Here is a 24,574-nt window from a genome sequence, read left to right on the forward strand (position 1 = left end):
GTGCCTCCGCAATGAATCGAAGAACCGCCCCTTAGGCATTCCTCAGCGCCGGAACCGGTCCGGGGCTTACCAGCGGGCCAAGTTCAGCAAACCAATACCGGCCGTTCACGTCGATGCGAACTTTCCGCCCGTCGCCGACAGCAGAAAGGCGATCCCTCTGTTGCCCGCCCCATCGGTTCAAGAGGGCTAGGTTCTCCGGACGCGTGAAACTCCAGCAATCGCCGATGCGCTCTGCCACCTTAAGCAAGAGCCCGCGAGCGCGGGTTGCAGCCGCACTGGCAGCCTGTTTTTCTTTGAATGACATGGCCGCCAGCTTTTCGAGCATGTCGTCATCGGTTCCAAAGTCGATTGCGGCGAGGTATTGACGCGCTATACGATGGTCCCGCACGACCTGACTTGTGCCTAAGCAGAAATTCCCTCCGCTTATCTGTCCCATGATGATTGATTGACCGTCCTTGTCATCGCTATTCAGGTATCCGCCTCCCTTCGCCACCGCCTCTAGTGCGCCAAGGTGTCCAGAAAGGCTCTGCCGAAATGACCGCGACAGACGGTCTGTGGCGATGGCAGCCGCTTCATGCTGATCAGCCCATGCGGCCATCAGGCGAATGCGCGGCAGGGCGTCTAGCAAGACAGAGTCGAGCGCCACTTCGCGCTGTTGCTGCCTGTAATCTGAGATCGCGCGGTCAAGCAGACCGGCCTCAAAGAGGGTGTCCCCACACTCCATCCCGATGGCGTAAATTGCCTCAGAGGCCTCGCACCAGATCAGGAGGCCATGAAGAAACTGCGAGCCGAGCGGATTGCAGATCGGGCAGGGAGCATATGTTTCATCGCCTCGCACCGACTTCTGTATGTGAATGTCAGAGATCACCACGACCCGAGTGTCCCTCGGCGGCTCGGTCGTGCTGATTGTGGGATAGGTTTCGGGCCGCCCTGTTTCATTCACATGGCGTCGGAAATCTGCGGCGACCGTGGCCGCCGGCCGCTTCGGATATAGACTGCGAAGAACTAGGCCGTCCGCGCCCGCGGCGGGCTCGATCCTTAACTTCGACTGGGGCATTCAGCGTCTACCTGGGGAGGGGAAGGACGGCTACGCTACCGCTCCCAATGTGCACGGTTTGTTCCGATTCGAAAAGGAGCCATTCGCTGCGGCGTCAGCCCACGCAGCGGGTTCCGGCCACCGTTGCTTAACCGCGCGCGGCCTGTACGCTGACGCTATGGAGATGGTCGCCAAAGTCGCCCTGGCCGCCCCCGTCGTCGCGGCGGTCGCCTTCTTGGGCGTCCGACTACTCCCGCCAGAAGCTGAGGCGGATCGGCCGGTCCTGCCGGCGTCTGCCGAGGCGCAAGAGTCCTCCGATCCTCGCCGGATCGAGGGTCGCGCGTCGGTAATCGACGGCGACACGATCGAGGTCGGGGGCCAGCGCATCCGCCTTCATGGAATCGACGCCCCGGAAGGCTCGCAGACCTGTGACGTTTCCGGGAGCCCGGTCAGGTGTGGCCAGCGCGCGGCGCTTGTTCTTAGTGATCTGCTTGGGCATCGGCCGGTGGTCTGCGAGCCGCTCGACACAGACCGCTACGGCCGAACCGTCGCCCGATGCCTTAGCGGTGGGCGCGACATTGCACAGTTTATGGTGGCGGAGGGTTGGGCGACCGCCTATCGTCGATATTCAATGGATTATGTGGGTGCCGAGGCAGAGGCACGCGCTGCAAGGCGGGGCGTCTGGGCAGGCGAGTTTGTCCAGCCCGAGGACTACCGGCGGGAACGTCGCGGGGGGAGCTAAATGTCGAACAAAGATCGTGTGCCGAGCCCCGCTGAGCCGACAGTGCCGACCACCGTCCCAATCGGCCCGACCACCAGCATCGATTTAAGCTGGCTTCCCGAGCACGAGCGCAAGGCGCTGATGGCGGACTACGCCAAAGGCGTTCTCGACATCGCGAAGAAAGCACAAGATTTGCACGTTGACGTGGGGGCTTTGAAAAGCACCCTTGGAACGCTTAGCGATACCACGAAAGACGTCGCCGCGAGCGGTGCGGCCGTCACCGTTACCCACACTCAGCAGACCTCAATCGGTCGCACTGAGGTGATCATGGGGAATACGGAACAAGCTCAGAAAGGTCGCCTCACGAAAAGCCAGACGGGCGAGCGTGACTATACATTAGTTTACGTGATCGCAGGCTTGATCGCCTTGGTTCTGGTGGTCATGGCGGTAGCGGGGCGCTAGCCATGTTCCGGCACACCATCCGAGCAACGCCCGCGTCGGATGTTGCGGCGGTGGTTGGCGAACTGGAGCGGAAGGCGTCTCGGGCCGGGCTCGACGCCGTCGCGCTCGGGAGCGTGGTCGAAAGCACGCGGACGGTTCTCAGATCCTTGGTGGAACAGGGGGCCACGCTTGCCGCCAACGGCAGTGCGCTAAACGTGACCCGCGACCTCACCGGCCCTGGCTACAGTGTGAAGGTGATGTTCGGCAATCGGCCGAAGCGCAGCTTCCTCGATATGCTTCTAGGGCGCTGAGCGCGGATGGCGCGGCGTTCCTACCGGTCAAGCGGCAGACGCTATTCCCGGTCCAGTTCTCACAATTACGGGGCGGAGCGCGCTCGCCAGCATATGGACGAAGCGCGGGCTTTGAGCCGCGTCCTGGGCGGCACGGACAAAGACGTAAAGGCCTACTTCTTCGCCCTCCCCAAGGCCAAGCTGAAGCTCGTTCTCGACCGCTACGAAGCCGCGTTCGGTGCCGACAAGCGTCAGTATGCCGAAGAAGCCTTTCCGTATTGGGCGACGGGCCGACGCGGCATGAGCGGTCTGGTGGCAGATCGGCTGTTTCAGCTTTTGCCGCCGATGATGCCATTGGCGGACAAGTATCGCCTCACGGAAAGCCTGTGGAACCACTACGGCCCCTCATCGAGAAAGGTGCTGAGGATCGGGCCGGATGTGACCGCAGATCAGGTTGCCGCCGCGTTTCTCGCGCATGTCGAGGGGCTCTTGGTCGACTACCGGATTCCCGAGCCGCTGGAGGCGCGCTTCGCCTGGCTTTCGGCGGGCGACGTGACGGTTAAGCAGCAGCTCTTGAACTACCTCGTCCAGCGCGAACGGGAAGTGGTGGCGGAAGGGGTGAGGCTCCAGACGCCCGTAATGCTGGAGCACTTAGCAGTCGACGCGGCCGGTCAAACAACGCGCATCGCCCATGTCGTGAAAGTGGGAAAGCACGAACTCGAAATCCTCGCCGACCGGAATGCGACCGGCCTTTCACTGGAGGAGCCGAGCCCCAAGTTCGGCAGGTCGTCGGGCTCCGAAAACAATATCGGATGCCTGATCGCCTTGGTCGTAGTCGGCGTGATCCTATGGCTGATTTTCAGCGGCGCAGGGTAGCTGCCGAGGTTGTAAGGTCTGCTTTACATTGACGTGCCAGTCGAGGGCAATCTGCCGAATCTGACTCCAACAGGGGCGACGCTAGGCAGGCTGGCCACAATGCCAAATCCTGACCGTTCACCTATCAGCAGCTAAGGGCAAGCGCCGGGCCTACTGGGTAGTGTCTCAGTTTGAAATCTGACCACCGTTGACAGGCATGGCGCTCAGCCTGGGGCGGCCCCATAATGGGTGCATGTCATTCAGGGAATACATCGCTCGCCGCCGCGTGACCGACACCCCAACCGGTGACTTCACCCGCCACGCTAAGGCTGACCCGTCATTGCCAGATGCTCAGAGTTGGGCTGACGTTGAGGCGTACGCCTTGGGCATGGGGCGACGTGGGGCCGTAGCCGCTGCCAGAAGCGTTTGGCGGTCCTACCGTCGCTATTCGCGAGGCCGCTGAGATGCCGAAGGGACCTAGAGGCGAGAAACGACCTGGCGACGTGATCGGCGCGGCTATCATGGTCGCCAAGATCGCGACCGGCGAGGTTGAGGACGCGGTCCAGCCAGCCCCTACTAGGGCCGAGGTCGGCTCAAGAGGGCGAGGGCGGCGAAGCTGAGTCCCGACCAACGAGCGAAAGTTGCGAAGAAGGCCGCTGCCGCTAGATGGCAAGCTCGCCCTGTTCCTTCTGAAGAAGAAGCTTCTTAGCAGACTCGTCGATCATGTTGGTCTGGATGCCCCGAATAATGACATAGGGCTGCATCATCGGGTCCGCGAAGCGAAAGGTCTGTTGCCGATCACCACCGCGCCGAACCAAAATGTTCCCGCCCTCATCACTGCTGAATCGGCGGAGGTGCTTTTCGAAGTGGGCTATCCGCTTCGGGCTCTTCATTATGGCGCTGAAAGGCTCGACAACATCGGTGGCCTTGAAGAACCCCTCGTCATCGCAGCGCGCCAGAGCGCAGGCCAAAAGCGATTGGTGAAGGTTGCTTTGTTGGTTAGTTCGGGTAGCCGCCCTGTATCCATCCCTAAACGACACCTCAGTGTCGTTGATGAAACGGTTCATGGCCGCCTCGACATCTTGATTTGCGATATTTAGTCGGCGGTTATCGATCGCGTGCAGGGCCGCGTGTTTCGAAAGGACTTGCGTGAAGTAGGGAAGTCCCCGGGACAGAAGCACGATCGTCAGAACGGCGTCAGGCGAAAACTTCATCGGCGTCTGACTAATTCGCTTGGCGATAATCTCGCGGAGCTCCGATTCAGACATTCGGCTCAGCGGAACCTGAACGACAGCCCGGTCCGTCGAGGCGTGATCCTCGATAAGCTCTGAGATGTTTTCAGCGACCCCTACCAAAATAACGGTTGTGGAGACAGAGAAGTCATAAAGCTCCTTAATAAGGTTCGCTGTGAGAACCTTTGTGTCTCGGTCGGCTAGCTTGTCATACTCATCGATAATGATGACCGGCAGGGCATTGGCGTTGATCTTTTGTAGCTCCCGGCGGACTTGTGACGGCGTGATCGTTTCGAAATCCGTTTCGAAGGGAACATAGGAGCCTCGGCCGTTCGCTATGCCGACCGCTTTGAGCTCCTCCAGAGCGCGAACCCACAGCGAAGTGAAGTTGTCCTGTGGCCCCGTTTGAACCCTCGCGACGATGAAGCTCTGAAGCGTTTTTCCGTAGCGACGCCAAAAGATGTTGGAAAGCGAGGTCTTACCCACCCCACGTTCGCCAAAAAGGACCACGTGGCGGGACCGTTCCATGACCGTCCGGAGCATCTTGGTCACCTCAGCCAGGCGACCGGCGAACATCTGCTCCTCATCGACAGGCGCGCCGTCGAAAAGGCGGGAAATCTCGAAGTCGAGCGCCATCCAGTCGTCGGCGGTGAGCGGTGGTTTGGCGGCCAAGGCGGTCTCTCTGATGCGGGAATCGTCCGTTAGGTATGACTAACACCGCCCAAGCGTTGACTAAACCCAAAAAGGCGTTGACTCGGCTCCCTCTCGCCAAGCGCGTCCAAATCCTCGCGATGCTTTGCGAGGGCTCGTCCATGCGGTCGATCAGCCGCGTGGCGGACGTGTCGATCAACACGGTGACGAAGCTGCTGGTGGATGCGGGGGAAGCTTGCCTCGCCATGCATGACGAGCTGGTCCGCAACGTCCCGGCGGCGCGGGTCCAGTGCGACGAGATTTGGTCGTTCACCTACGCCAAGGCCAAGAACGTCGCGACGGCCAAGGCGGCTCCGGAGGGTGCTGGCGACGTGTGGACGTGGACGGCTCTGGATGCCGACACGAAGCTCATGGTCAGCTACTTCGTCGGCGACCGTTCGGGCGAGAGCGCGCTGATCCTGGCCGACGATCTACGCTCTCGCGTGTCCAGCGAGCGCGTCCAGATCACCACGGACGGCCACAACGCCTACCTCCGGGCCATTGAGGAAGCCTTCGGAGCCGATGCGGACTACGCCACGCTGGAGAAGGTCTACCGGACCGACCCGCGCGCGGCCCAAGGCCGCTAAAGCCCGCCGGTCTGCACCGGCATCCGGACGAAGGTGGTGGAAGGCGAGCCGGACCCCAAGCACGTCTCCACGTCCTACGTTGAGCGGTCCAACCTCTCTATCCGGATGCAGAACCGCCGGTTCACGCGGCTGACCAACGCCTTCTCCAAGAAGCTGGACAACCACATTCACGCGCTGGCGCTCTATTTCGCGTTCTACAACTTCGTCCGCATCCACAAGACGCTCAAGGTCACGCCTGCGATGGCGGCGGGCATCACGGACCGCCTGTGGTCGCTGGAGGATATTGTGGAGCGGATTGACGCGGCGGCCCCGAAGCCGGGTCCGAGGGGGCCTTACAAAAAGCGTCAGGCCTGAAATAGTAGAGGGGCCAGCCCGAAGGCTTAGCCCCTCTTTCCGACAGGTCCGCGCCTGCCGGGTGGATGTAGCGTTCATAGCGAAAACGCCCCGGAGCGTCAAGGGTTTCGATGCCAAAAGCAAGAATGTACATCGACGGCTTCAATCTCTATCACGCTATCGATGAGCTAAATCGCCCCAAGTTAAAGTGGCTTAACCATTGGCTTTTGGCGAAATCCTTGCTTCGAGAAGGTGAAGAACTTGACGAGGTCCATTTCTTTACAGCCGTTTTGACTTGGGAACGCGAAAAGCAACAGCGACATGTAAATTACTTGAAGGCTCTTAGAGCCGTGGGCGTCACCGTTCACGAAGCCAACTTCAAGAAGACCACCAAGCGATGCCGCATGTATGAGCGGAACTGCAAGTTCCACGAGGAGAAGCAAACCGACGTGGCGATTTCGGTGAAGATCGTTGCGGATGCCCTTTCCGGGGCCGTGGACAGGGTGATTTTGCTCACGGCGGACAGCGATCAAATCCCCACCGCAAGGTTCATTGCCTCGCTGCCGAACGTGTCGATCACGTTGGTTTATCCACCCGGTCGGGGCAAAGAGGCGCGCGACTTGGGGAATGTGATTCCCGACCGCACCGAGTTGACGCGGGGACGGCTCGGCACGGCACTGCTGCCGAACACCGTGACGGATCGAACGGGTAAAGCGGTTGCGTTCATGCCAGCCCGCTATGGACCCGATCGTTGATTTCAAACTGAGACACTACCGCCTACTGTCCGCTGACGGCTGACCCCGGCCTTCGAGGTTAAGGGATTGCCACCAACGGTTCACCGTGATCCCAACAATTCCAACATTGTAAATGCGCGGAGCGATAGTGACCTTCCCGATGCTGCCGGGGGCGAGGTTCGGGGTGGCCGGGTGACGGAGACGGTCGGCGGCGGCAGGGCCTATGACCCCGTCAGCCGGTCGACCTCACCCTGGGCGCTTTCGGCACGGGCCATTGCGGCCTCGCCAGCGCTGATGGCGGCCCGAGCCTCCGCTCTGGCGGCGTCGGCCGCCCGCTGCTCGCGGTGCTCGTCGACCAGTCGGCCGGCGGCGCCGAGGACGATGACGACGCCGATGACGCGCCACATCAGGAGGATGCGGGGGGTGGGCTGGTAGGCCTGAAGCTCGCGGCGTTCCTCGAAGTGCCGTTCGGGCGCGCCGGCCTCAAGCGCGAGCAGGCGGCGCTGCCGCCGCTTGCTGGCGAGTCCGGAGAACAGGCCAGGCCTGAGGGCCATGACGGTCCCGAGGCCCAGCATGATGAATTCGTACGCCATGGCGAAACCGTGGATTGCAGGGTGCCGCGCTGTCAAGCGATGGCCCGGCGCCGCGGACCGCCGGTGACCTGAGGCTCGCCCGCGCCCGTCGGGGGCGGGGCCAAACCGGAGACTGACATGAAAGAGACCAAGACCGTCTCGGGCTCGCCCGAGGCGCGGGCGGCGCTGCACGAGATGATGGCGGCGTTCGAGGCCTTCCGCGCGGCCAATGACGCGCGGCTGGCGGAGATCGAGCAGAAGGCGGCGGCCGACGTGCTGCTGGAGGAGAAGGTGGCGCGCATCGACCAGGCGGTCGGGGCGGCGCAGGCGCGGCTCGACCGCCTGGCCAGCGAGGCGCGGCGGCCGGCGCTCGGGGGTGGGGCGGAGGGCCCCTCCACCACTTCGTGGTCCCCCTCCCCACTGCGTGGGGAGGAGAAGAGCGCGTTCGCCGGGTGGATGAAGACGGGGCTGGGGCTGGAGCTCAAGGCCGGGCTGTCGACGGCGGCGGGGTCGGGGGTGCTGGCCCCGGTGGAGACCGAGCGGGCCATCGAGCGGCGGCTGATGGCGGCCTCGCCGATGCGCGAGATCGCCACGGTGCGGACCATCAACAGCGGCGTGTTCAGGAAGCCGGTGTCGACCGTCGGGGTGGAGTGCGGCTGGGTGGCCGAGACGGCGGCGCGGCCGGAGACGGATCCGGCCACCCTGTCGCTGATCGAGTTCCCGTCGGCGGACCTCTACGCCAGCCCGGCGGCGACCCAGACCCTGCTGGACGACGCCCTGGTCGACATGGACGAGTGGCTGGCCTCGGAGGTGGAGGACGCTTTCGCCGCCCAGGAGACCGAGGCCTTCGTCACCGGCGACGGGGTCAACAGGCCGAAGGGGTTCCTCGCCTATGACACGGCGGCGGACGCGAGCGCGAGCTGGGGCCAGATCGGCTATCTCGCCTCGGGGGCGGCGGGGGCCTTTCCGGCCAGCCATCCGGTCGACCGGCTGATCGACCTGATCTATGCGCCGCGGGCGCAGTACCGGCCGAACGGGCGGTTCGTGATGAACCGCAAGACGGTCTCGACCGTGCGCAAGTTCAAGGACGCGGACGGCAACTACATCTGGACGCCGGCGTCGCGGCCGGGGGAGACGGCCTCCCTGCTCGGCTATCCGGTGACCGAGATCGAGACCATGCCGGACATCGCCGCCAACAGCCTGGCGATCGCCTTCGGCGACTTCCGGCGCGGCTATCTGATCGTCGACCGGGCCGGGGTGCGGGTGCTGCGCGACCCCTATTCGGCCAAGCCCTATGTGCTGTTCTACACCACCAAGCGCGTCGGCGGCGGGGTGCAGAACTTCGACGCCATCAAGGTGATGAAGTTCGCGGCGACGTAGTCGCCGAGTGGTGAGTGGCGAGTGGCGAGTGGCGAGGAGGGTCGTCGCTCGCCGCTGCCGTGGTGAGATTCCGGCGGGGACGGCAGGATGGGCGGCGCTCGCCACTCATCACTGGTCACTCGCCACTTCCGAGCAAAGCGAGGACCCATGACCGCTGCGGTGACGCTCACCGAGGCGAAGCTGTTCCTGCGCGTCGGGCATGACGTCGAGGACGGGCTGATCGCCACGCTCATCGACGCGGCGACGGCGCGGGTCGCGGCCCTGACAGGCGGGCCGGTGGACGGCGAGGCGCCGGCGCCGGTGCGGCTGGCGGTGCTGCGCCTGACCGCGGCCGGCTTTGCTCGGGGCGAGGACGAAGACGCGGCGCGGGCCGAGGCAGAGGTGGCGGCCTGGCTGGCGCCCTACCGGCGGGTGCGGCTGTGAGCCCGCCGCGGCGGCTGGTCGAGCTGCTGGAGCCGGTCGAGGCCGAGACCCCCTACGGCGGGCGCAGCGTCAGCTATGCGCCGCTGGGCTGGGTCTGGGCGGCGCTGACGCCGCGGGCGCGGCGGGCGGGGACCGAGGCCGGGCGCGATGCGGGCATCGAGACGACCACGGCGGAGACGCGCGCCGATCCGCGGCTGCAGGTCGGGCGACGGCTGCGGCTGGCCGACGAGGACTGGGCGATCGTGACGGTCGACGCCGTGTCGCCCGGGCGGGTGCGGCTGGGGCTGGAGCGGCGGCGATGAGCGGGGCGGAGAATGCGCTGGTGCGGGCGCTGGTCGCGCATCTGAAGGCCGATCCGACGCTGTCGGCCCTGGTCGGCGGGCGGGTGTGGGAGGACCTGAGGCCAGGCGCGGCCTTTCCGCAGCTGTTGCTCGGGCCGGGCGAGAGCCGCCCGGTCGCGGCGGACGGCGGCCTGCTGGAGCACCGGCTGACCCTGAGCTGCGCCTCGCGCTTCCAGGGGCTGGAGGAGGCGCGAGCGGTGGCGGCGGCGGTGCGGGCGCGACTTGAAGGCGCGCGGCTGGAGGCGGACGGGGTGCGCACGGTCAGCCTGGCCGTGACCTTCGTCGACGCCTTCCGTGCGCGGGACGGGGCCCGGGCCTGGGCGGTGATCCGGGTGCGGGCGGTGACGGAAGAGAGTGAGTAGGGAGTAGGGAGTAGGGAGTAGGGAGTAGGGAGTAGGGGATGCGGCGCGCCGGCGGACCGCACGCCGACATCAATGGCCCCGCCCAAGCCCTAAGCCCTAAGCCCTACTCACTCCTCACCCATCTACTGAACGGTGGAGGCGAGGACATGGCGGCGCAGAGAGGCAGGGACATCCTGCTGAAGATCGCGGACGGGGCCGGGGGCTTCGTCACGGTGGCGGGGCTGCGGGCGCGCACCCTGTCGCTGAATGCGCGTCCGGTGGACGCGACGGACTCCGACAGCGCCGGGCGCTGGCGCGAGCTGCTGGACGGGGCCGGGGCGCGCTCGGCGGCGGTGAGCGGCGAGGGGGTGTTCCGCGACGCGGCCTCCGACGCCCTGATCCGCGAGGCCTTCTTCGCCCAGGCGGCGCGGACCTGGCGGCTGGTGATCCCCGACTTCGGGACGCTGGAGGGGCCGTTCCAGGTGGCGACGCTGGAGTACGCCGGCGAGCACCAGGGCGAGGCGACCTATGCCGTCAGCCTGGCCAGCGCCGGAGAGATCGCCTTCACGGCGCTGGCGGCGACGCCGTGAACGGGGTCAATGGAGTCAGGGGCGAGGTGCGGGCGACGCTGGGCGGGGCCGAGCGGCGCCTGTGCCTGACGCTGGGGGCGCTGGCGGAGATCGAGACGGGGCTGGGCGTGGCCGGGGTCGAGGCGCTGGCGGCAAGGCTGCGGGCCCTGTCGGCGGCGGATCTGAGCGTGGTGCTGGCGGCCCTGCTGCGCGGGGGCGGCGAGGGCGAGGCGGCGGACGGGCTGGCGCAGGCGCCGGTGACGCCGGCCGAGGCCGCGGCCGCCGTGGCCCGGGCCTTCGCCGCGGCGGCGGCCGCGTGAGCGGGGCGACGCCCTGGGCCGGGATGCTGCGCACGGCGGCGGGGTTGGGCGTGGCGCCGGCGGCCTTCTGGCGGTTGTCCCTGAAGGAGTGGCGCTGGCTGACGGCGCCGGCGGGCGGACCGGGGCTGGGGCGCGCGGCGCTGACGGCGCTGATGGAGCGATATCCGGATGACTGACGGTTTCAGGGACGAGCGGCCCGACGATGTGCGGGCGCGGGCGGCGGAGGCGGCCGAGGCGCTGAAGGGGCTGGAGGCCCCGGCGGAGCAGGCGGCGCGGGCGATCGAGACGGCCTTCGGCCGTGCGGGCGAGAGCCTGAGCCGGTCGCTGGCGCGGGCGGCGGCGGACGGGGAGCTGAGCCTGGCCGAACTGGCGCGGGCGGTGCTGACGGCGCTGAACGCGGGGCTGGGCAGTGGTCGGAGCGGCGGCGAGGGTCTGGCGGCGGCGGTGAGCGCCGCGGTCGGGGGCCTGTTCGGCGGGGCCCGGGCCGAGGGCGGGCCGGTGCGCGGCGGGGGCGCCTATCTGGTCGGCGAGCGCGGGCCGGAGCTGTTCCGGCCGGCGACCGGCGGGGTGGTCGAGCCGGTGGGCGGTGGCGGCGTCAGCGTGACGCTGAACCTGAGCGGCGCGTCCGGGCGGGAGCTGCTTCGTTCGGAGGCGCAGATCGCCCAGGCGCTGGCCCGGGCGACGCTGCTGGGCGCGCGACGGCTCTAGACGCCCCCCTTGGGGTCCTCGCCGTAGCGGTTCGGGCCGCGCGTGCCCTCGACCAGCCCGATCCACAGCAGGAAGCCGAGGTTGGCCAGCAGGAGCAGGCCGAGCCAGCCGAAGACGGGGGCGATCAGGGCCATGATGGCGGCCGGGTCCTCGGCCTCCAGCGCGGCGGAGTTGGCGATGGCCTGGATGCCGACGCTGGCGATCAGGGCGATGGTGCCGATGATGTTGAGCACCCACGGCGTGACGATCAGCCAGCCGGTCAGGCCCATGTCGTGCAGCCGCTTCACGCCGATGGCGAGGTTGGGCCAGATCAGCAGCAACGAGATGATGCCCCCGACGAACGGGAACCAGCCGGTGACGACCCCGACGCCGAGCAGGATCAGCCAGGCGATCCAGAAGTGCGAGCGGCGCAGGCGGCCTTCGAAGGAGAACAGGGCGCGTTGCCAGTCGAAGCCGCCGACCTGGGTCGGCAGGCCGAGGGCCGGCCCATTCAGCGCCATGATCTCGGTGGCCTCCGTGCCGACCGGGACGAAGTCGACCTTCTGGCCGGCCCGGACGGGTCCGTCGCGCAGGGCCATGGCCCCGAAGCTGTAGCGGACGCCGTCGTCGCCGCTGATCAGGCCGGCCCCGGCGGCCGCATCGTAGCTCAGAACCTCGCCGCGCATGGCGTCCCTCCCAGTGGTTTCCCCAGGGACAGGATGACCGTGCGTTGCGCCCAAGATCAAGGGAGGCGCGCAGATGAGTTTGGCGGAGAGCTTCCACGAGGTGCGCCTGCCGGCCCGGCTGGCCTTCGGCTCGACCGCCGGGGTGGAGCGCCGCACCGAAATCGCCACCCTGGGCAGCGGCTTCGAGCGACGCTCGACGCCATGGGCCTTTGCGCGGCGGCGCTACCTGATCGGGGCCGGGGTGCGGTCGCTGGACGACATGGCCGAGCTGGTCGCCTTCTTCGAGGCGCGGCGCGGGCCGCTGTACGGCTTTCGCTTCCGTGATCCGCTGGACTTCAGGTCCTGCGCGCCGTCGCGGTCGGTGGCGGCGACCGATCAGGCGCTGGGCGTCGGCGACGGGGCGCGGACCCAGTTCGGGCTGGTGAAGGCCTATGGCGACGTCGCCCGGCCGATCGCCAAGCCGGTGGCGGGCTCGGTGCGGGTGGCGGTGGACGGGGTGGAGCTGGCGGCGTCGGCCTTCAGCCTTGAGGCGACGACGGGCGAGGTGACGCTGGCCACAACGCCGGCACCGGGCGCGGCGGTGACCGCCGGGTTCGCTTTCGACACGCCGGTGCGGTTCGAGAGCGACCGGCTGGACGTGACGCTGGAGGGGTTCGCCGCCGGGCGGCTGGTGGCGGTGCCCCTGATCGAGGTGAGGCTCTGATATGCGCGTCGTTCCCGAGGCGCTGGCGGCCCGGATCGAGAGCGGGGCGGCGGCCCTGTGCCATGTCTGGCTGCTGCGGCGGGCGGACGGGGTGCGGCTGGGCTTCACCGACCATGACCGCGAGCTGACGGTGGAGGGGGTGGCGTGCACGGCGGCGTCCGGCTGGACCGCCGGGGCGATCGAGACGGCGGTCGGGCCAGCCCCGGGCGCGGCGGCGGCGGCGGGGGTGCTGGACGACAGCGCCCTGGCCGGGGCCGAGGTCGCGGCAGGTCTGTACGACGGGGCCGAGGTGGAGCTGTGGCGGGTCGACTGGTCCGAACCTGCGCTGCGGATGCGGCTGTGGCGCGGGCGGATGGGGCGGGTGCGGCGCGAGGGCGACCGCTTCCTGGCCGACCTCGAAGGGCCGCTCGCGGCGCTGGAAGGGACCATCGGCCGGACGTTCGCGCGGACCTGCGACGCCACCGTCGGCGACGCACGCTGCGGCGTCGATCTGGCGAGCGCGCCGCAGCCGGTCTGCGACCGGCGCTGGGCGACCTGCACCGGTGTGTTCGGTAACGGGGTGAATTTCCGCGGCTTCCCCGACATCCCCGGCGACGACTGGTTGAGCGTGACGCCGCGCGAGGGCGTGCGCCACGACGGCGGCAGCCGGCGATGAGCCGGCGGGCGCAGGCGCTGGCGGCGGCGCGGGGCTGGCTGGGCACGCCGTACCGCCACCAGGCCAGCGTGCGCGGCGAGGGAGCGGACTGCCTAGGTCTGGTACGCGGCGTCTGGCGCGAGGTCATGGGGCCGGAGCCCGTCGCGCCGGGGCCCTACAGCGCCGACTGGGCGGAGACCTCGGGCGAGGAGCGGCTGCTGGCGGCGGCGCGCGCGTGGCTGGTCGAGCTGGCGCCCGACGCGGCGCGGCCGGGCGATGTCCTGCTGTTCCGCATGGGCCTGCAGGCGCCGGCCAAGCACTGCGCCGTGCTGAGCGCGGTCGACGGGCCGGAGGCGCGGATGATCCACGCCTACTGGGGGCGGGCGGTGGTGGAGAGCTGGATCGGCCCGTGGTGGCGACGGCGGCTGGCGGCGGCCTTCACCTGGCCGCCGGAACGGACGGAGGGCTGAGATGGCCCAGGTGATCCTGAGTTCGGTCGGGGCGGCGGTGGCCGGACCGGCGGGGCGGCTGATCGGGGCGGTGGCCGGGCGGGCGCTGGACGACGCCCTGGTCGGGGCGCTGACGCCGGCGCGGGAGGGGCCGCGGCTGGACGGGCTACGGCTGACCTCGGCGGCGGAGGGGGCGGGGCTGGCCTTCGCCATCGGCCGCAACCGGGTGGCGGGTCAGGTGATCTGGGCGTCGCGATTCCGCGAGCGGCGGCTGGAGCAGGGCGGCGGCAAGGGCGGGCCGGCGCGACGCGACTACGCCTATTCCCTGAGCTTCGCCGTGGCCCTGTGCGAGGGGCCGATCGACGGCGTCGGCCGGATCTGGGCCGACAACCAGCCGATGGACCTGACCGGGGTCAGCTGGCGGCTGCACCGGGGCGACGAGACGCAGGGGCCGGACCCGCTGATCGCGGCGGTCGAGGGCGAGGCGCCGGCCTATCGCGGGGTGGCCTATCTGGTGTTCGAGGACCTGCCGCTGGCGGTCTGGGGCAATCGGCCGCCGATGATCAGCGCCGAGCTGTTCCGCCGGCCGCGCGGCGACGGGAGCGAGCTGGAGGCGCGACTGGCCGGGGTGTGCCTGATCCCCGGGGCGGGGGAGTTCACCCTGGCCACGGAGGCGGTGCTGCGACGGACCGGCCTGACCGCGGTCGCGGCCGAGAATGTCCACGCCGCGGACGGGCGGCCGGACCTGATCGTCTCGCTGGACCAGCTGGAGGCCCAGTGCCCGAACCTGCGGCGGGTCAATCTGGTGATCGGCTGGTTCGGCGACAGCCTGGAGGCCGGGACCTGCCGCATCCGGCCCGGGGTGGAGCGGCGCGACAAGACCACTGCGCCGCTGGACTGGAGCGTGGCGGGCGAGACCCGGGCGACGGCCCATGTGGTGTCGCAGGTGGATGGCCGGCCCGCCTATGGCGGCACGCCGTCGGACGAAACGGTGCGCGAGGCGGTGGCCGAGCTGAAGCGGCGCGGCCTCGAGGTCGTGCTCTACCCCTTCCTGTTCATGGACGGCGAGGGCTATCCGTGGCGCGGACGGATCACGGCGGGGGACCCGGCCACGGCGGCGGCGGACATCGCCGCCTTCTTCGACGGGGCGGAGGGGTTCGACCGCTTCATCCTGCACCATGCGGCGCTGGCGGCGGAGACCGGGGCGGACGGGCTGCTGATCGGCTCGGAGATGCGCGGCCTCACTACCAGTCGGGCCAGCGACGGCGGCTTCCCGGCCGTGACGCGGCTGCGGGCGCTGGCGGGAAGGGCGCGGGCGGTGATCGGGCCGGGGCCGTCCCTGTCCTATGCGGCGGACTGGTCGGAATACTTCGGCTGTCAGACGGCGGACGGCGACCGGCTGTTTCACCTCGATCCGCTGTGGGCCGACCCGGCGCTCGATCACGTGGCCATCGACTGGTACCCGCCGATGGGCGACTGGCGCGACGGCGAGGATCACCTCGACGCCCTGGCCGGATATCGCGGCCCGGAAGATCCGGCCTATCTGGCGGCGCAGGTCGACGGGGGCGAGGGCTTCGACTGGTACTATGCCGATGACGCCGCGCGGGCGGCGCAGGCGCGCACGCCGATCGTGGATACGGGCTGGGGCGAGGCCTGGGTGTTCCGGCCCAAGGACCTGGCCGGCTGGTGGGGCAATCCGCACCATGACCGGGTCGGCGGGTTGCGCAGCCCGTCCCCGACGGCCTGGGTCCCTGGCATGAAGCCCATCCGGCTGACCGAGATCGGTTGCGCCGCCGTCGACCGTGGCGGCAATGCGCCGAACCTGTTCCAGGACCCCAAGAGCAGCGAGAGCGCCGCGCCGCCCTTCTCGCGCGGCGGTCGTGACGACCGGATCCAGCGTCGGTTGCTGGCGGCCCTGCTGGACGTCATCGCCGATCCGGCGCGCAACCCCGTCTCGCCGGTTTACGGGGGGGCGATGATCGCGGGGGCGGAGGTCTGGTGCTGGGATGCGCGGCCGTACCCGGCCTTTCCGGCCCTGACCGAGGTCTGGGCCGATGCGCCGCAGTGGCAGACCGGGCACTGGCTCAATGGCCGCCTGACCGGCGAGGCCAGCGACCTGATCCGGGAGGTGCTGCGCCGCGGCGGGGTGGCGGACGACGACATGCGCGTCGAGCCTGTGCCGGAGGGGCCGACCGGGCTGGTGGCGGCGCGGCCGATGCGGGTGCGCGAGGCGCTGGCCCCGCTGCTGACCGCCGTCGACGCCCGGCTGGCGGAGCGCGACGGGCGCGTGGCGGTGCTGGCCCCGGACCGGGCCGAACCGGCGCTGGATCTGGCGGACGACGACCTGCTGCTGCCCGATGATGCGCCGGTCTGGACGACGGTGCGCGAGCCAGGCGAGCCGGCGGCCTCTGTGCAGGTGCGTCATGTGGACGACGGGGCCGGTTATCAGACCGGGGCGGCGCTGGCGGTGGCCGGGCTCGACGGGCCGCGGGTGACGCTCGACCTGCCGATCAGCTGCGCCCGGCCGGTCGCCGCGGCGGTGGCGGTGCGGACCCTGGCGTCGGCGGCGGCGCGGGAGACGGCGCAGGCGCGGCTGGCGCCGCTGGCCCGGCTGCGGCTGGAGCCCGGCGACGCTGCGCGTCGTCAGGACGGGAGCCGCTGGCGCGTGGCGGCGCTGGCGGATGAGGCGGCGGGGACGCGAGTCGCGCTGGAGCCGCTGACTGCGGTTGTCGCGTCAGAGCCGCCGCCGCCGCCCGTGGCGGATCCCCCGCCCCCGGCGCCCCCGGGGTCGCCGCCGGTGCTGGCGCTGCTGGACCTGCCGCCCCTGCCGGGCGCGGAGACCGACGGCCGGCCGCTGGCGGCGGTCGCCCTCGACCCGTGGCGACCGATGGCGGTGTGGGCCGGGGATGAGGCGGACAGCCTGACCTTGCGCACGCGGGTCAAGACGCCGGCCACGGTCGGGCGGCTGACCGCGCCGCTGGCGGCGGGACCGACCGGCCGCTGGCAGGAGAGCGGCGGGCTGGAGCTGGAGATCGAGGGGACGGCGCCCGAAAGCCGGTCCGCGGCGCGGGTGCTGGCCGGCGAGGGCCTGCTGGCGGTGGCCGTGGGCGACGCCTGGGAACTGCTGCAGTACCGCCAGGCCGAGCTGCAGGGCGGCGGGCGCTGGCGTCTGACCGGTCTCTTGCGTGGTCAGCTGGGGACGGAGGCGCGGGCGACAGGTGCGGCGGCGGGGGCGCCGGTGGTGGTCCCGGAGACCTGCGCGCGGGTCGCGGTGCGCGCCGACGAGAAGGGACTGCCGCGGCTGTGGCGGGCCGCGCCCGACGGCGCGCCGGCAGGCCCGACCGCCGCGACCTTGAACGCCGTCTGGCAGGGGCGGCAGGCCTCGCCGTGGAGCCCGGCCCATCTGCGGGCGCTGGCGACGCCGGCGGGGCTGGTGGTGAGCTGGATCCCGCGCGTGCGGATCGGTGGCGACGGCTGGGACGGCGAGCCGGACGGGGTGGACGGGCCGGAGCGTTTCGCGGTGCGGGTGCTGGCGGGCGAGGTCGAGGTGCGGCGGTTCGAGACGACCGCCCGACATGCGCTCTATCCGGCGGACGATCTGGCGGCGGACCAGGCGATCTACGGCGGCCTCACGCTGGCTGTGGCGCAGTACGGTCCCGGCTTCGGCTGGGGAGATCCGGCGTTCCTCGACATCTAGAGGTTTGCGAACGCCGCCGAAGCCCCTAACTGGACGCCGTCGAAACACTGGTGCAGGTGGCGTCCCCGTGGCGGGAGATCCCTACAAGGAACTGGGCGTGGCGCGCGGCGCAAGCGCGGGCGAGATCAAGAGCGCCTTCCGCAAGCTGGCCAAGCAGCTGCACCCCGACCAGAACCGGGACAATCCGGCGGCGGCCGAACGGTTCAAGCGGGTCACGGCGGCCTTCGACATTCTCGGCGACGAGGAGAAGCGGCGGCGCTTCGACCGCGGCGAGATCGACGCCGACGGGCGCGAGCAGTTCCGCGGCTTCGGCGGCGGCGGCGGCCAGTCCGGCGGCGGCTATGGGCCGGGACCTGGCGGCGGCCGCGCCGGCTTCGAGAACATCGACCTCGACGAGCTGTTCGGCATGTTCGGCGGCGGGGCCGGCGCGCGCGGGGCCGGGCGCGGCTTCGGCGGCGGGCGTGGTGCGGACGTGCGGGCGACGCTCGAGATCTCGCTGGAGGACGCCATCGCCGGGGCGACGCGACGTATCCAGTTCACTGACGGCCGCACGCTCGACGTGGCCATCCCGCGTGGCGCCGGCGATGGTCAGGTGATCCGGCTGCGCGGCCAGGGCGCGGCCGGGCGGGGCGGCGGCGAGGCCGGCGACGCCCTGATCGAGCTGAAGCTGCAGCCGCATCCGCTCTACCGGGTCGAGGGCGCGGACCTGACCATGGACCTGATGGTGTCGGTGCCGGACGCCGTGCTCGGCGGCAAGGCGCCGGTGCGGACGCCGGACGGGACGGTCAACCTGACCATTCCCAAGGGCAGCAACACCGGCCAGGTGCTGCGCCTCAAGGGGCGCGGCGGCTACGCCAACGGCCAGCGCGGCGACCTGAAGGTGAGGCTGCTCGTCGCCTTGCCGGAATCGCCGGACGAGGCTTTGCTGAAATTCTCCGAAGAGTGGCGCGCGAAGCGTCCCTACCAGCCGGGACGCTGACCGCCATGCCGACCCCGCCCGCCGTCAAGCCGCAGCGCCCGTGGTTCTCCTCCGGGCCGACCGCCAAGCGGCCGGGCTGGACGCTCGAGGGCCTGCCGGGCGAGCTGCTGGGCCGCGGCATCCGCGCGCCGGAGGTGGTGGCCCGCTTCGCCTACGGGCTGGAGCTGACCCGCAAGGTGCTGGCCCCGCCGGACGACTATGTTCTGGCCTACATCCCCGGGTCGGACACCGGGGCGGTGGAATCGGCCATGTGGAGCCTGCTGGGCTCGCGGCCGGTGCAGCTGCTGGCGTTCGAGAACTTCGGCAAGACGTGGGCGGTGGATGCGCGCGACCACCTGAAGCTCAACCCGGAGATCCTCGAGGCGCCCTGGGGCCGCTGGCCCGACACCGCGCGCGTCGATCCGGCCAAGGATCTGGTGTTTCCGTGGAATGGCACGACCTCGGGCGTGCGCGCGCCGAACGCTGATTTCATCGCCGATGACCGTTCGGGGCTGGTGATCTGCGACGCCACCTCGGCCGCCTTCGCCATGCCCCTGCCGTGGCCGAAGCTGGATGTGACGACCTTCTCCTTCCAGAAGGCGCTGGGCGGCGAGGCCGGGATCGGCGTGGCGGTGCTGTCGCCGCGCGCGGTGCAGCGGCTGGACGAGGTCGAGGCGCGCTTCCCGGTGCCCAAGCTGCTGCGCCTGACCGAGGGCGGGCGGTTCAACCGGGCGCTGGCGACTGGCACCATGATCAACACCTTCTCGGTCCTGACGCTGGAGGACTGGATCGACGCCCTGGAGTGGGCCGACCGGATCGGCGGGCTGGACGAGCTGATCCGCCGCACCGACGCCAGCTTCGCGGCCTTGGCCGAATGGGTGGAGCGGACCGACTGGATCGACTTCCTCGCCAAGGACCCCGCCACGCGCTCGACCACCTCGGTGTGCCTGAAGATCGTCGATCCGCGCGTCACCGCGCTGGACGATGCGGCGCGTCAGGCCTTCGTCTGGCGCATGAAGGCGCTGCTGGAGGAGGCCGGGGCCGCCTATGACGTGGAGGGCCACCGCAACGCCCCGGCCGGCCTCAGGATCTGGTGCGGCTGCACGGTCGAGGCGGCGGACGTGGCGGCGGCCACGCCCTGGCTGGACTGGGCCTTCGCCACGGCGATCGCCGAGCTCTGAGCAGAAATCGGCCGCGCCGGGACGACATTCGCCGCGGGGCCGTCTATAGCGACGCCGCGCATTCCGTGGAGAGTGGGACTTGGCGAACGTCGCGGTGGTCGGCGCCCAGTGGGGCGACGAGGGCAAGGGCAAGATCGTCGACTGGCTGTCGAACCGGGCCGATGTGGTGGTCCGCTTCCAGGGCGGCCACAACGCGGGCCATACCCTGGTGGTCGGCGAGAAGGTCTACAAGCTCAGCCTGCTGCCGTCGGGCGTGGTGCAGGGCAAGCCTTCGGTGATCGGCAACGGGGTCGTGGTCGATCCCTGGGCCCTGCTCGACGAGATCGGGCGGATCGAGGCGCAGGGCGTGGCGATCACCCCGGACATCCTCAAGCTGGCCGACAACGCCTGTCTGATCCTGCCGCTGCACCGCGATCTCGACGGGGCGCGCGAGGCCCAGGCCGGCGCCGGCAAGATCGGCACGACCGGCCGCGGCATCGGCCCGGCCTATGAGGACAAGGCCGGCCGCCGCGCCATCCGCGTGGGCGACCTGGCCGATCCCGAGGCGCTGGACGCCAAGATCGAGCGGCTGCTCGCGCACCACGGGGCGCTGCGCAAGGGCCTGGACCTGCCAGAGATTGATCCGGCGGCGCTGAAGGCCGAGCTGCTGGCGGTCGCCCCCGGCGTGCTGAGGTTCACCGGGGAGCCGGTGTGGCGGCAGCTGGACCGCGCCTATCGCGAGGGCAAGCGCATCCTGTTCGAGGGCGCCCAGGGCACGCTGCTGGACGTCGACCACGGCACCTATCCGTTCGTGACCAGCTCCAACACCGTGGCGGGGCAGGCGGCGGCCGGCTCGGGCCTCGGGCCGCGCTCGGTCGGCTATGTGCTGGGCATCGTCAAGGCCTACACCACGCGCGTGGGCTCGGGGCCGTTCCCGACGGAGCTGACCGACGCCGACGGCCAGCGGCTGGGGGAGCGCGGGCGCGAGTTCGGCACGGTGACCGGCCGGGCGCGGCGTTGCGGCTGGTTCGACGCGGTGCTGGTGCGCCAGTCGATCGCCGTCAACGGCATCCACGGCGTGGCCCTGACGAAGCTGGACGTGCTGGACGGGTTCGAGACCCTGAAGATCTGCGTCGGCTATCAGGTCGGCGACCGGGTGCTGGACTATCTGCCGGCGGGGATGCGCGACCAGGCCGCGGCGCGGCCGGTCTACGAGAGCCTCGAAGGCTGGTCCGAAAGCACCCAGGGCGCGCGCTCGTGGAAGGACCTGCCGGCCAACGCCATCAAGTATGTGCGTCGGATCGAGGAGCTGATCCAGGCCCCGGTGGCCCTGCTGTCCACCAGCCCGGAGCGCGAAGACACCATCCTGATGCAGGACCCGTTCGCGGGCTGATTGCAAAACTTGCCAGACGTCCCCGTCTGGCAAGGCCCGCTTAACCCCGTCCGTGCACTATGCCGCCGCTTCAGGGGTGGAGAGGTGTACGGTGGTCTTTACGACGGATCCCAAGAACGCGGCGAAGATCGCGCCGGTCGTCCGACGGGCGCTGATCGTCGACCCCAATGTGGCGTCCGCCAAGCTCATCGCCGATCTGCTCAAGGGTCTGGGCGCGCGCGAGGTCGTGCTGGAGGCTGACGAGAAGATGGCGCTGGAGATCTGCCGTGATCTCGAGCCGGGCGTGATCTTCGTCGAGCATGCCGGTCCGCGGCTGAGCGGCGAGTCCTTCACCCGTCGCCTGCGTCGCTCGCACCTGGGCTGCCGTCAGGTCCCGATCATCATGGTCACCGCCGAGGCCACGGCCAGCGCCATCAAGGGCGCGCGCGACTGCGGCGTGCACGAGTTCGTGCGCAAGCCCTTCACCGCCGGCGACGTGCTCAAGCGCATCGAGGTGGTGGCGACCCGGCAGCGCGACTGGATCGAGGCGGTCGGCTATGTCGGTCCGGACCGGCGGCGCTTCAACTCGGGCGAATACAGCGGGGCGCGGAAGCGCAAGAGCGACGTGGCCGGCAAGGCCGCCCCGGCGGCGGTCAAGGACCAGGCCATGCGTATCCTCGCCTCGGCCCTGAACCAGTTCGACAGCGACCCGGCCCAGGCGCTGCGGTCGATCCGGGAGCAGGCCAACGCCCTCAAGCAGCTGGCGATCAAGGCGGCGGATGCGCGGCTGGCGGTCACCGTGGCGGCGCTGGAGACAACCCTGACCGGTCCGACGCCGACCAAGGCCATGCTCAGCGGACCGGTGGGCCGTGTTCTTGAGCTGGCCGCCCCGGACACCTTCGCCAAGGCCGGCTGACGCCGGCCCCGGTCGTCAGGCGTCGACGAGGTTCCGCTCGAGCGCGGCGGCGCGCATCGCCTTCTGCAGCTTCTCGAACGCCCGCACCTCGATCTGGCGCACGCGCTCGCGGCTGACGCCGTAGTGGCCGGCCAGCTCCTCAAGGGTCACCGGGTCGTCCTTGAGGCGGCGCTCGGTGAGAATGTGTTTCTCGCGCTCGCTGAGCTCTTCCATGGCCTCCTGCAGCAGGCCCATGCGGATGTCGCGCTCCTCGCTCTCGGCGAGGTGGGTCTCCTGCGAGACGGCGGTGTCATCGGCCAGCCAGTCCTGCCACTCGCTCTCGCCGTCGGCGCGCAGCGGCGCGTTGAGCGAAGCGTCGCCGGACAGGCGGCGGTTCATGTCGACCACGTCCTGCTGGGTCACGCCGAGCTTGGTGGCGATGGCCTCGACATGCTCGGGACGCAGGTCGCCTTCCTCGAAGGCGGAGATCTGGCTCTTGGCCTTGCGCAGGTTGAAGAACAGCTTCTTCTGCGCCGCGGTGGTGCCCATCTTCACGAGCGACCAGCTGCGCAGGATGTATTCCTGGATCGAGGCGCGGATCCACCACATGGCGTAGGTGGCGAGGCGGAAGCCCTTGTCCGGGTCGAACTTCTTGACGGCCTGCATCAGGCCGACGTTGCCCTCGGAGATGACCTCGCCGATCGGCAGGCCGTAGCCGCGATAGCCCATGGCGATCTTGGCCACGAGGCGCAGGTGCGAGGTGACGAGCTTGTGGGCCGCTTCGGGGTCCTGGTGTTCCGACCAGCGCTTGGCGAGCATGAACTCCTCGTCCTTGCTCAGCATGGGGAACTTCCGGATTTCCGAAAGGTAGCGCGACAGTCCCTGTTCCGGCGACATGATCGCGAGCGCGTTGTTGGCCATGTGGTCCCTCCGACCTTGTTCAGCGAGCAGGCGTCCCGGCCGGCCACTGCTGTGCACCAGGCCCTCACCCCTCAATCGGCAAGATGGCGATCGGTTGCCTCGAGCGAAAGGGGCGGATCGTCACGGCAGGCCGCGACCTGCGTCCTCGCCGCCACAGGTACCTAGCCGATAGTCAGTCCTTTTACAAGACGGACCTGTGCGACGCCTCACAGGCCGAGAATGCCCCGGTAGGTCGGATGCACCACATCCGCGTGCTCCGGATGCTTCTGGAGCCAGCCCGCGAGGTAGGGGCAGACCGGCAGCAGGACGAGCCCGCGCGCCCGGACATCGGCGACCACGGCGGCGGCCAGGCGACTGGCCAGACCCCGGCCCTCCAGCGCCTCGGGCACCAGGGTCTCGGTGATCATCAGCTGCGGCGGATTGAGGTTGTAGGTCATGACGGCGACCTGGCCGTCGAGCTCCAGCTCGTAGCGCCGGGCCTCGGGGTTGTCGCGCACCTCGCCGGTCATGGCCGTCTCCCTGGTTTCGTGCCGGCCGAGGCTACAGGGCCGAGAGGGCGGCGGCGAGCGCCTGCATGGCCGGGGGCGGGGCGGACTCGAAGCGCAGCGCCTCGCCGGTCACGGGATGGACGAACCCCAGCACCGCCGCGTGCAGGGCCTGGCCGGTCAGGCCGGAGGCGGCCACCGCCTCGCGCACCACCGGGCTGACGCCGCCGGAGCCGTAAACCGGATCGCCCAGCAGGGGCGCGCCAAGATGGGCCATGTGCACCCGGATCTGGTGGGTGCGGCCCGTGTGCAGGGTGCTGCGGACCTCTGCCGCGAGGGGGCGGCCGTCCGGTCCGAACACCCGCAGGGTGGCGTAGTCGGTGATCGCCTCGCGGCCTCCGTTGCGCAGCACCGCCATCTTCTTGCGGTCGGCGGTCGAGCGGCCAAGGCGGGTCTCGACCCGGCCGGCGCGCGGGTGGGGCGCGCCCCGGGTCAGGGCGATGTAGCTGCGGTCGATGTCGTGGCGGGCGAACAGGGCCGACAGGCCGGCATGGGCGGCGTCGCTCTTGGCCGCCACCATCACCCCCGAGGTGTCCTTGTCGAGGCGGTGGACGATGCCCGGACGGGCCACGCCGCCGACCCCGGACAGACTGCCGGCGCAATGGTGCAGCAGGGCGTTGACGAGGGTGCCGCGCGCGTGACCGTGCGACGGGTGCACCGGCATCCCCGCCGGCTTGTCGACCACGATCAGGTGGGCGTCCTCGAACAGCACCGTCAGGGGAATGGGCTCGGGTTCAGGATCTGCGGACTCCGGCGGGGGGACGGCGACCCGGTACAGGCCGGCCCGCGCCGCGGCCGAGCCCTGGCGCACGGGCGCCTCGTCGAGGCTGACGGCCCCTGCGGCGATCAGCGCTTGCAGGCGGGCCCGCGACAGGTCGGGCAGGGCCAGCGCCAGGGCCCGGTCGAGCCGCCCCTCGTCGCCGGTGAAGCGCACCTCCAGCACCGTCGCGCCGGCGTCCGTCTCCGGATCATCTGTCTCGAAAACATCGGTCAAGGCTTCAT

Annotated in this window: 29 protein-coding genes and 1 pseudogene; 22 read left to right on the top strand and 8 right to left on the bottom strand. The window is 69.9% G+C overall.

Annotated elements, in window-relative coordinates; translation table 11 throughout:
• Positions 1-31: 31 nt before the first annotated feature.
• Both VGN74_RS11415 and VGN74_RS11420 read right to left on the bottom strand, forming a co-directional pair.
• The gene (locus tag VGN74_RS11415; RefSeq protein WP_327448266.1) at positions 32-871 is read right to left on the bottom strand and encodes a hypothetical protein; all 840 of its coding nucleotides are present in this window, start codon (positions 869-871) and stop codon (positions 32-34) included.
• A 412-nt stretch (positions 872-1,283) separates the two neighbouring features.
• Complete coding sequence (locus VGN74_RS11420) at positions 1,284-1,535, bottom strand: hypothetical protein (protein ID WP_327448268.1); 252 nt, start codon at positions 1,533-1,535, stop codon at positions 1,284-1,286.
• Between VGN74_RS11420 and VGN74_RS14600 the strand changes: the two genes are divergently transcribed.
• From VGN74_RS14600 to VGN74_RS11435, 4 genes are all read left to right on the top strand, one after another.
• Complete coding sequence (locus tag VGN74_RS14600; RefSeq protein ID WP_414643572.1) at positions 1,437-1,778, top strand: thermonuclease family protein; 342 nt, start codon at positions 1,437-1,439, stop codon at positions 1,776-1,778. The genes VGN74_RS11420 and VGN74_RS14600 overlap by 99 nt on opposite strands.
• 42 nt (positions 1,779-1,820) lie before the next feature.
• A complete protein-coding gene (locus VGN74_RS11425) occupies positions 1,821-2,219 on the top strand; it encodes a hypothetical protein (protein WP_327448270.1) in 399 nt (132 codons plus the stop codon).
• A 2-nt stretch (positions 2,220-2,221) separates the two neighbouring features.
• Positions 2,222-2,509, top strand: a complete 288-nt coding sequence (locus VGN74_RS11430) for a hypothetical protein (RefSeq protein ID WP_327448272.1) — start codon at positions 2,222-2,224, stop codon at positions 2,507-2,509.
• 93 nt (positions 2,510-2,602) lie between these two features.
• Positions 2,603-3,364 carry a hypothetical protein gene (locus VGN74_RS11435; RefSeq protein ID WP_327448274.1) on the top strand — a complete coding sequence of 254 codons (762 nt, stop codon included), beginning with the start codon at positions 2,603-2,605 and terminating at the stop codon, positions 3,362-3,364.
• A gap of 641 nt (positions 3,365-4,005) precedes the next feature.
• Here the strand turns inward: VGN74_RS11435 and VGN74_RS11440 are convergent.
• The gene (locus VGN74_RS11440) at positions 4,006-5,247 is read right to left on the bottom strand and encodes an ATP-binding protein (protein ID WP_327448276.1); all 1,242 of its coding nucleotides are present in this window, start codon (positions 5,245-5,247) and stop codon (positions 4,006-4,008) included.
• A 77-nt stretch (positions 5,248-5,324) separates the two neighbouring features.
• On the opposite strand from VGN74_RS11440, the pseudogene VGN74_RS11445 reads away from it, so the two are divergent.
• Both VGN74_RS11445 and VGN74_RS11450 read left to right on the top strand, forming a co-directional pair.
• Positions 5,325-6,206, top strand: a pseudogene (locus VGN74_RS11445) (IS1 family transposase).
• 125 nt (positions 6,207-6,331) lie between these two features.
• Positions 6,332-6,940 (top strand): NYN domain-containing protein, encoded by a 609-nt coding sequence (locus tag VGN74_RS11450; RefSeq protein ID WP_327448278.1) that lies wholly within the window; start codon positions 6,332-6,334, stop codon positions 6,938-6,940.
• Positions 6,941-7,140: 200 nt separating this feature from the next.
• Here VGN74_RS11450 and VGN74_RS11455 read toward each other — a convergent pair whose 3' ends face one another.
• Positions 7,141-7,512 carry a hypothetical protein gene (locus VGN74_RS11455; RefSeq protein ID WP_327448280.1) on the bottom strand — a complete coding sequence of 124 codons (372 nt, stop codon included), beginning with the start codon at positions 7,510-7,512 and terminating at the stop codon, positions 7,141-7,143.
• A 117-nt stretch (positions 7,513-7,629) separates the two neighbouring features.
• Here VGN74_RS11455 and VGN74_RS11460 point away from each other — a divergent pair, with 117 nt between their 5' ends.
• From VGN74_RS11460 to VGN74_RS11495, 8 genes are all read left to right on the top strand, one after another.
• Complete coding sequence (locus VGN74_RS11460) at positions 7,630-8,871, top strand: phage major capsid protein (RefSeq protein WP_327448282.1); 1,242 nt, start codon at positions 7,630-7,632, stop codon at positions 8,869-8,871.
• A 147-nt stretch (positions 8,872-9,018) separates the two neighbouring features.
• Complete coding sequence (locus VGN74_RS11465) at positions 9,019-9,294, top strand: head-tail connector protein (RefSeq protein ID WP_327448284.1); 276 nt, start codon at positions 9,019-9,021, stop codon at positions 9,292-9,294.
• Positions 9,291-9,596, top strand: a complete 306-nt coding sequence (locus tag VGN74_RS11470; protein ID WP_327448286.1) for a phage head completion protein — start codon at positions 9,291-9,293, stop codon at positions 9,594-9,596. The genes VGN74_RS11465 and VGN74_RS11470 overlap by 4 nt, the downstream gene beginning before the upstream one ends.
• Complete coding sequence (locus VGN74_RS11475; RefSeq protein ID WP_327448288.1) at positions 9,593-9,997, top strand: DUF3168 domain-containing protein; 405 nt, start codon at positions 9,593-9,595, stop codon at positions 9,995-9,997. Before VGN74_RS11470 ends, VGN74_RS11475 begins: the two co-directional genes overlap by 4 nt.
• Positions 9,998-10,143: 146 nt before the next feature.
• On the top strand, positions 10,144-10,566 hold the full coding sequence (locus tag VGN74_RS11480; RefSeq protein WP_327448290.1) for a phage major tail protein, TP901-1 family: 423 nt from the start codon (positions 10,144-10,146) through the stop codon (positions 10,564-10,566).
• Complete coding sequence (locus VGN74_RS11485) at positions 10,563-10,865, top strand: GTA-gp10 family protein (RefSeq protein WP_327448292.1); 303 nt, start codon at positions 10,563-10,565, stop codon at positions 10,863-10,865. Before VGN74_RS11480 ends, VGN74_RS11485 begins: the two co-directional genes overlap by 4 nt.
• Complete coding sequence (locus VGN74_RS11490) at positions 10,862-11,041, top strand: phage tail assembly chaperone (RefSeq protein WP_327448294.1); 180 nt, start codon at positions 10,862-10,864, stop codon at positions 11,039-11,041. Before VGN74_RS11485 ends, VGN74_RS11490 begins: the two co-directional genes overlap by 4 nt.
• Positions 11,034-11,573: a phage tail tape measure protein gene (locus tag VGN74_RS11495; protein ID WP_327448296.1), complete on the top strand. Its 540-nt coding sequence runs from the start codon at positions 11,034-11,036 to the stop codon at positions 11,571-11,573. Before VGN74_RS11490 ends, VGN74_RS11495 begins: the two co-directional genes overlap by 8 nt.
• Here VGN74_RS11495 and VGN74_RS11500 read toward each other — a convergent pair.
• Positions 11,570-12,238, bottom strand: a complete 669-nt coding sequence (locus VGN74_RS11500) for a DUF805 domain-containing protein (protein WP_327448298.1) — start codon at positions 12,236-12,238, stop codon at positions 11,570-11,572. The genes VGN74_RS11495 and VGN74_RS11500 overlap by 4 nt on opposite strands.
• Before the next feature lie 73 nt (positions 12,239-12,311).
• On the opposite strand from VGN74_RS11500, the gene VGN74_RS11505 reads away from it, so the two are divergent.
• The 8 genes from VGN74_RS11505 (at position 12,312) to VGN74_RS11540 (ending at position 22,127) form a co-directional block, all read left to right on the top strand.
• Complete coding sequence (locus tag VGN74_RS11505; protein ID WP_327448301.1) at positions 12,312-12,941, top strand: DUF2460 domain-containing protein; 630 nt, start codon at positions 12,312-12,314, stop codon at positions 12,939-12,941.
• Position 12,942: 1 nt separating this feature from the next.
• A complete protein-coding gene (locus VGN74_RS11510; RefSeq protein ID WP_327448303.1) occupies positions 12,943-13,596 on the top strand; it encodes a baseplate hub protein in 654 nt (217 codons plus the stop codon).
• Positions 13,593-14,045: a peptidase P60 gene (locus VGN74_RS11515; protein ID WP_327448305.1), complete on the top strand. Its 453-nt coding sequence runs from the start codon at positions 13,593-13,595 to the stop codon at positions 14,043-14,045. Before VGN74_RS11510 ends, VGN74_RS11515 begins: the two co-directional genes overlap by 4 nt.
• 1 nt (position 14,046) lies before the next feature.
• A complete protein-coding gene (locus VGN74_RS11520; protein WP_327448307.1) occupies positions 14,047-17,721 on the top strand; it encodes a baseplate multidomain protein megatron in 3,675 nt (1,224 codons plus the stop codon).
• Between the two features lie 67 nt (positions 17,722-17,788).
• On the top strand, positions 17,789-18,700 hold the full coding sequence (locus VGN74_RS11525) for a DnaJ C-terminal domain-containing protein (RefSeq protein ID WP_327448309.1): 912 nt from the start codon (positions 17,789-17,791) through the stop codon (positions 18,698-18,700).
• A 5-nt stretch (positions 18,701-18,705) separates the two neighbouring features.
• On the top strand, positions 18,706-19,860 hold the full coding sequence (locus VGN74_RS11530) for a phosphoserine transaminase (protein ID WP_327448311.1): 1,155 nt from the start codon (positions 18,706-18,708) through the stop codon (positions 19,858-19,860).
• Between the two features lie 79 nt (positions 19,861-19,939).
• Positions 19,940-21,232, top strand: coding sequence for an adenylosuccinate synthase (locus VGN74_RS11535; RefSeq protein WP_327448313.1), 1,293 nt, complete (start codon positions 19,940-19,942; stop codon positions 21,230-21,232).
• A gap of 91 nt (positions 21,233-21,323) precedes the next feature.
• Complete coding sequence (locus tag VGN74_RS11540; RefSeq protein WP_327448315.1) at positions 21,324-22,127, top strand: response regulator; 804 nt, start codon at positions 21,324-21,326, stop codon at positions 22,125-22,127.
• 15 nt (positions 22,128-22,142) lie between these two features.
• Here the strand turns inward: VGN74_RS11540 and rpoH are convergent, their stop codons facing one another.
• The 3 genes from rpoH to VGN74_RS11555 form a co-directional block, all read right to left on the bottom strand.
• Positions 22,143-23,027: an RNA polymerase sigma factor RpoH gene (gene rpoH / locus VGN74_RS11545; protein WP_327448317.1), complete on the bottom strand. Its 885-nt coding sequence runs from the start codon at positions 23,025-23,027 to the stop codon at positions 22,143-22,145.
• 206 nt (positions 23,028-23,233) lie between these two features.
• Positions 23,234-23,536, bottom strand: coding sequence for a GNAT family N-acetyltransferase (locus tag VGN74_RS11550; protein WP_327448319.1), 303 nt, complete (start codon positions 23,534-23,536; stop codon positions 23,234-23,236).
• 31 nt (positions 23,537-23,567) lie between these two features.
• Positions 23,568-24,566 (bottom strand): RluA family pseudouridine synthase, encoded by a 999-nt coding sequence (locus VGN74_RS11555; protein ID WP_414643559.1) that lies wholly within the window; start codon positions 24,564-24,566, stop codon positions 23,568-23,570.
• Positions 24,567-24,574: the final 8 nt, after the last annotated feature.

It is taken from the genome of Brevundimonas sp., from assembly GCF_035998205.1.
Classification (GTDB): Bacteria; Pseudomonadota; Alphaproteobacteria; order Caulobacterales; family Caulobacteraceae; genus Brevundimonas.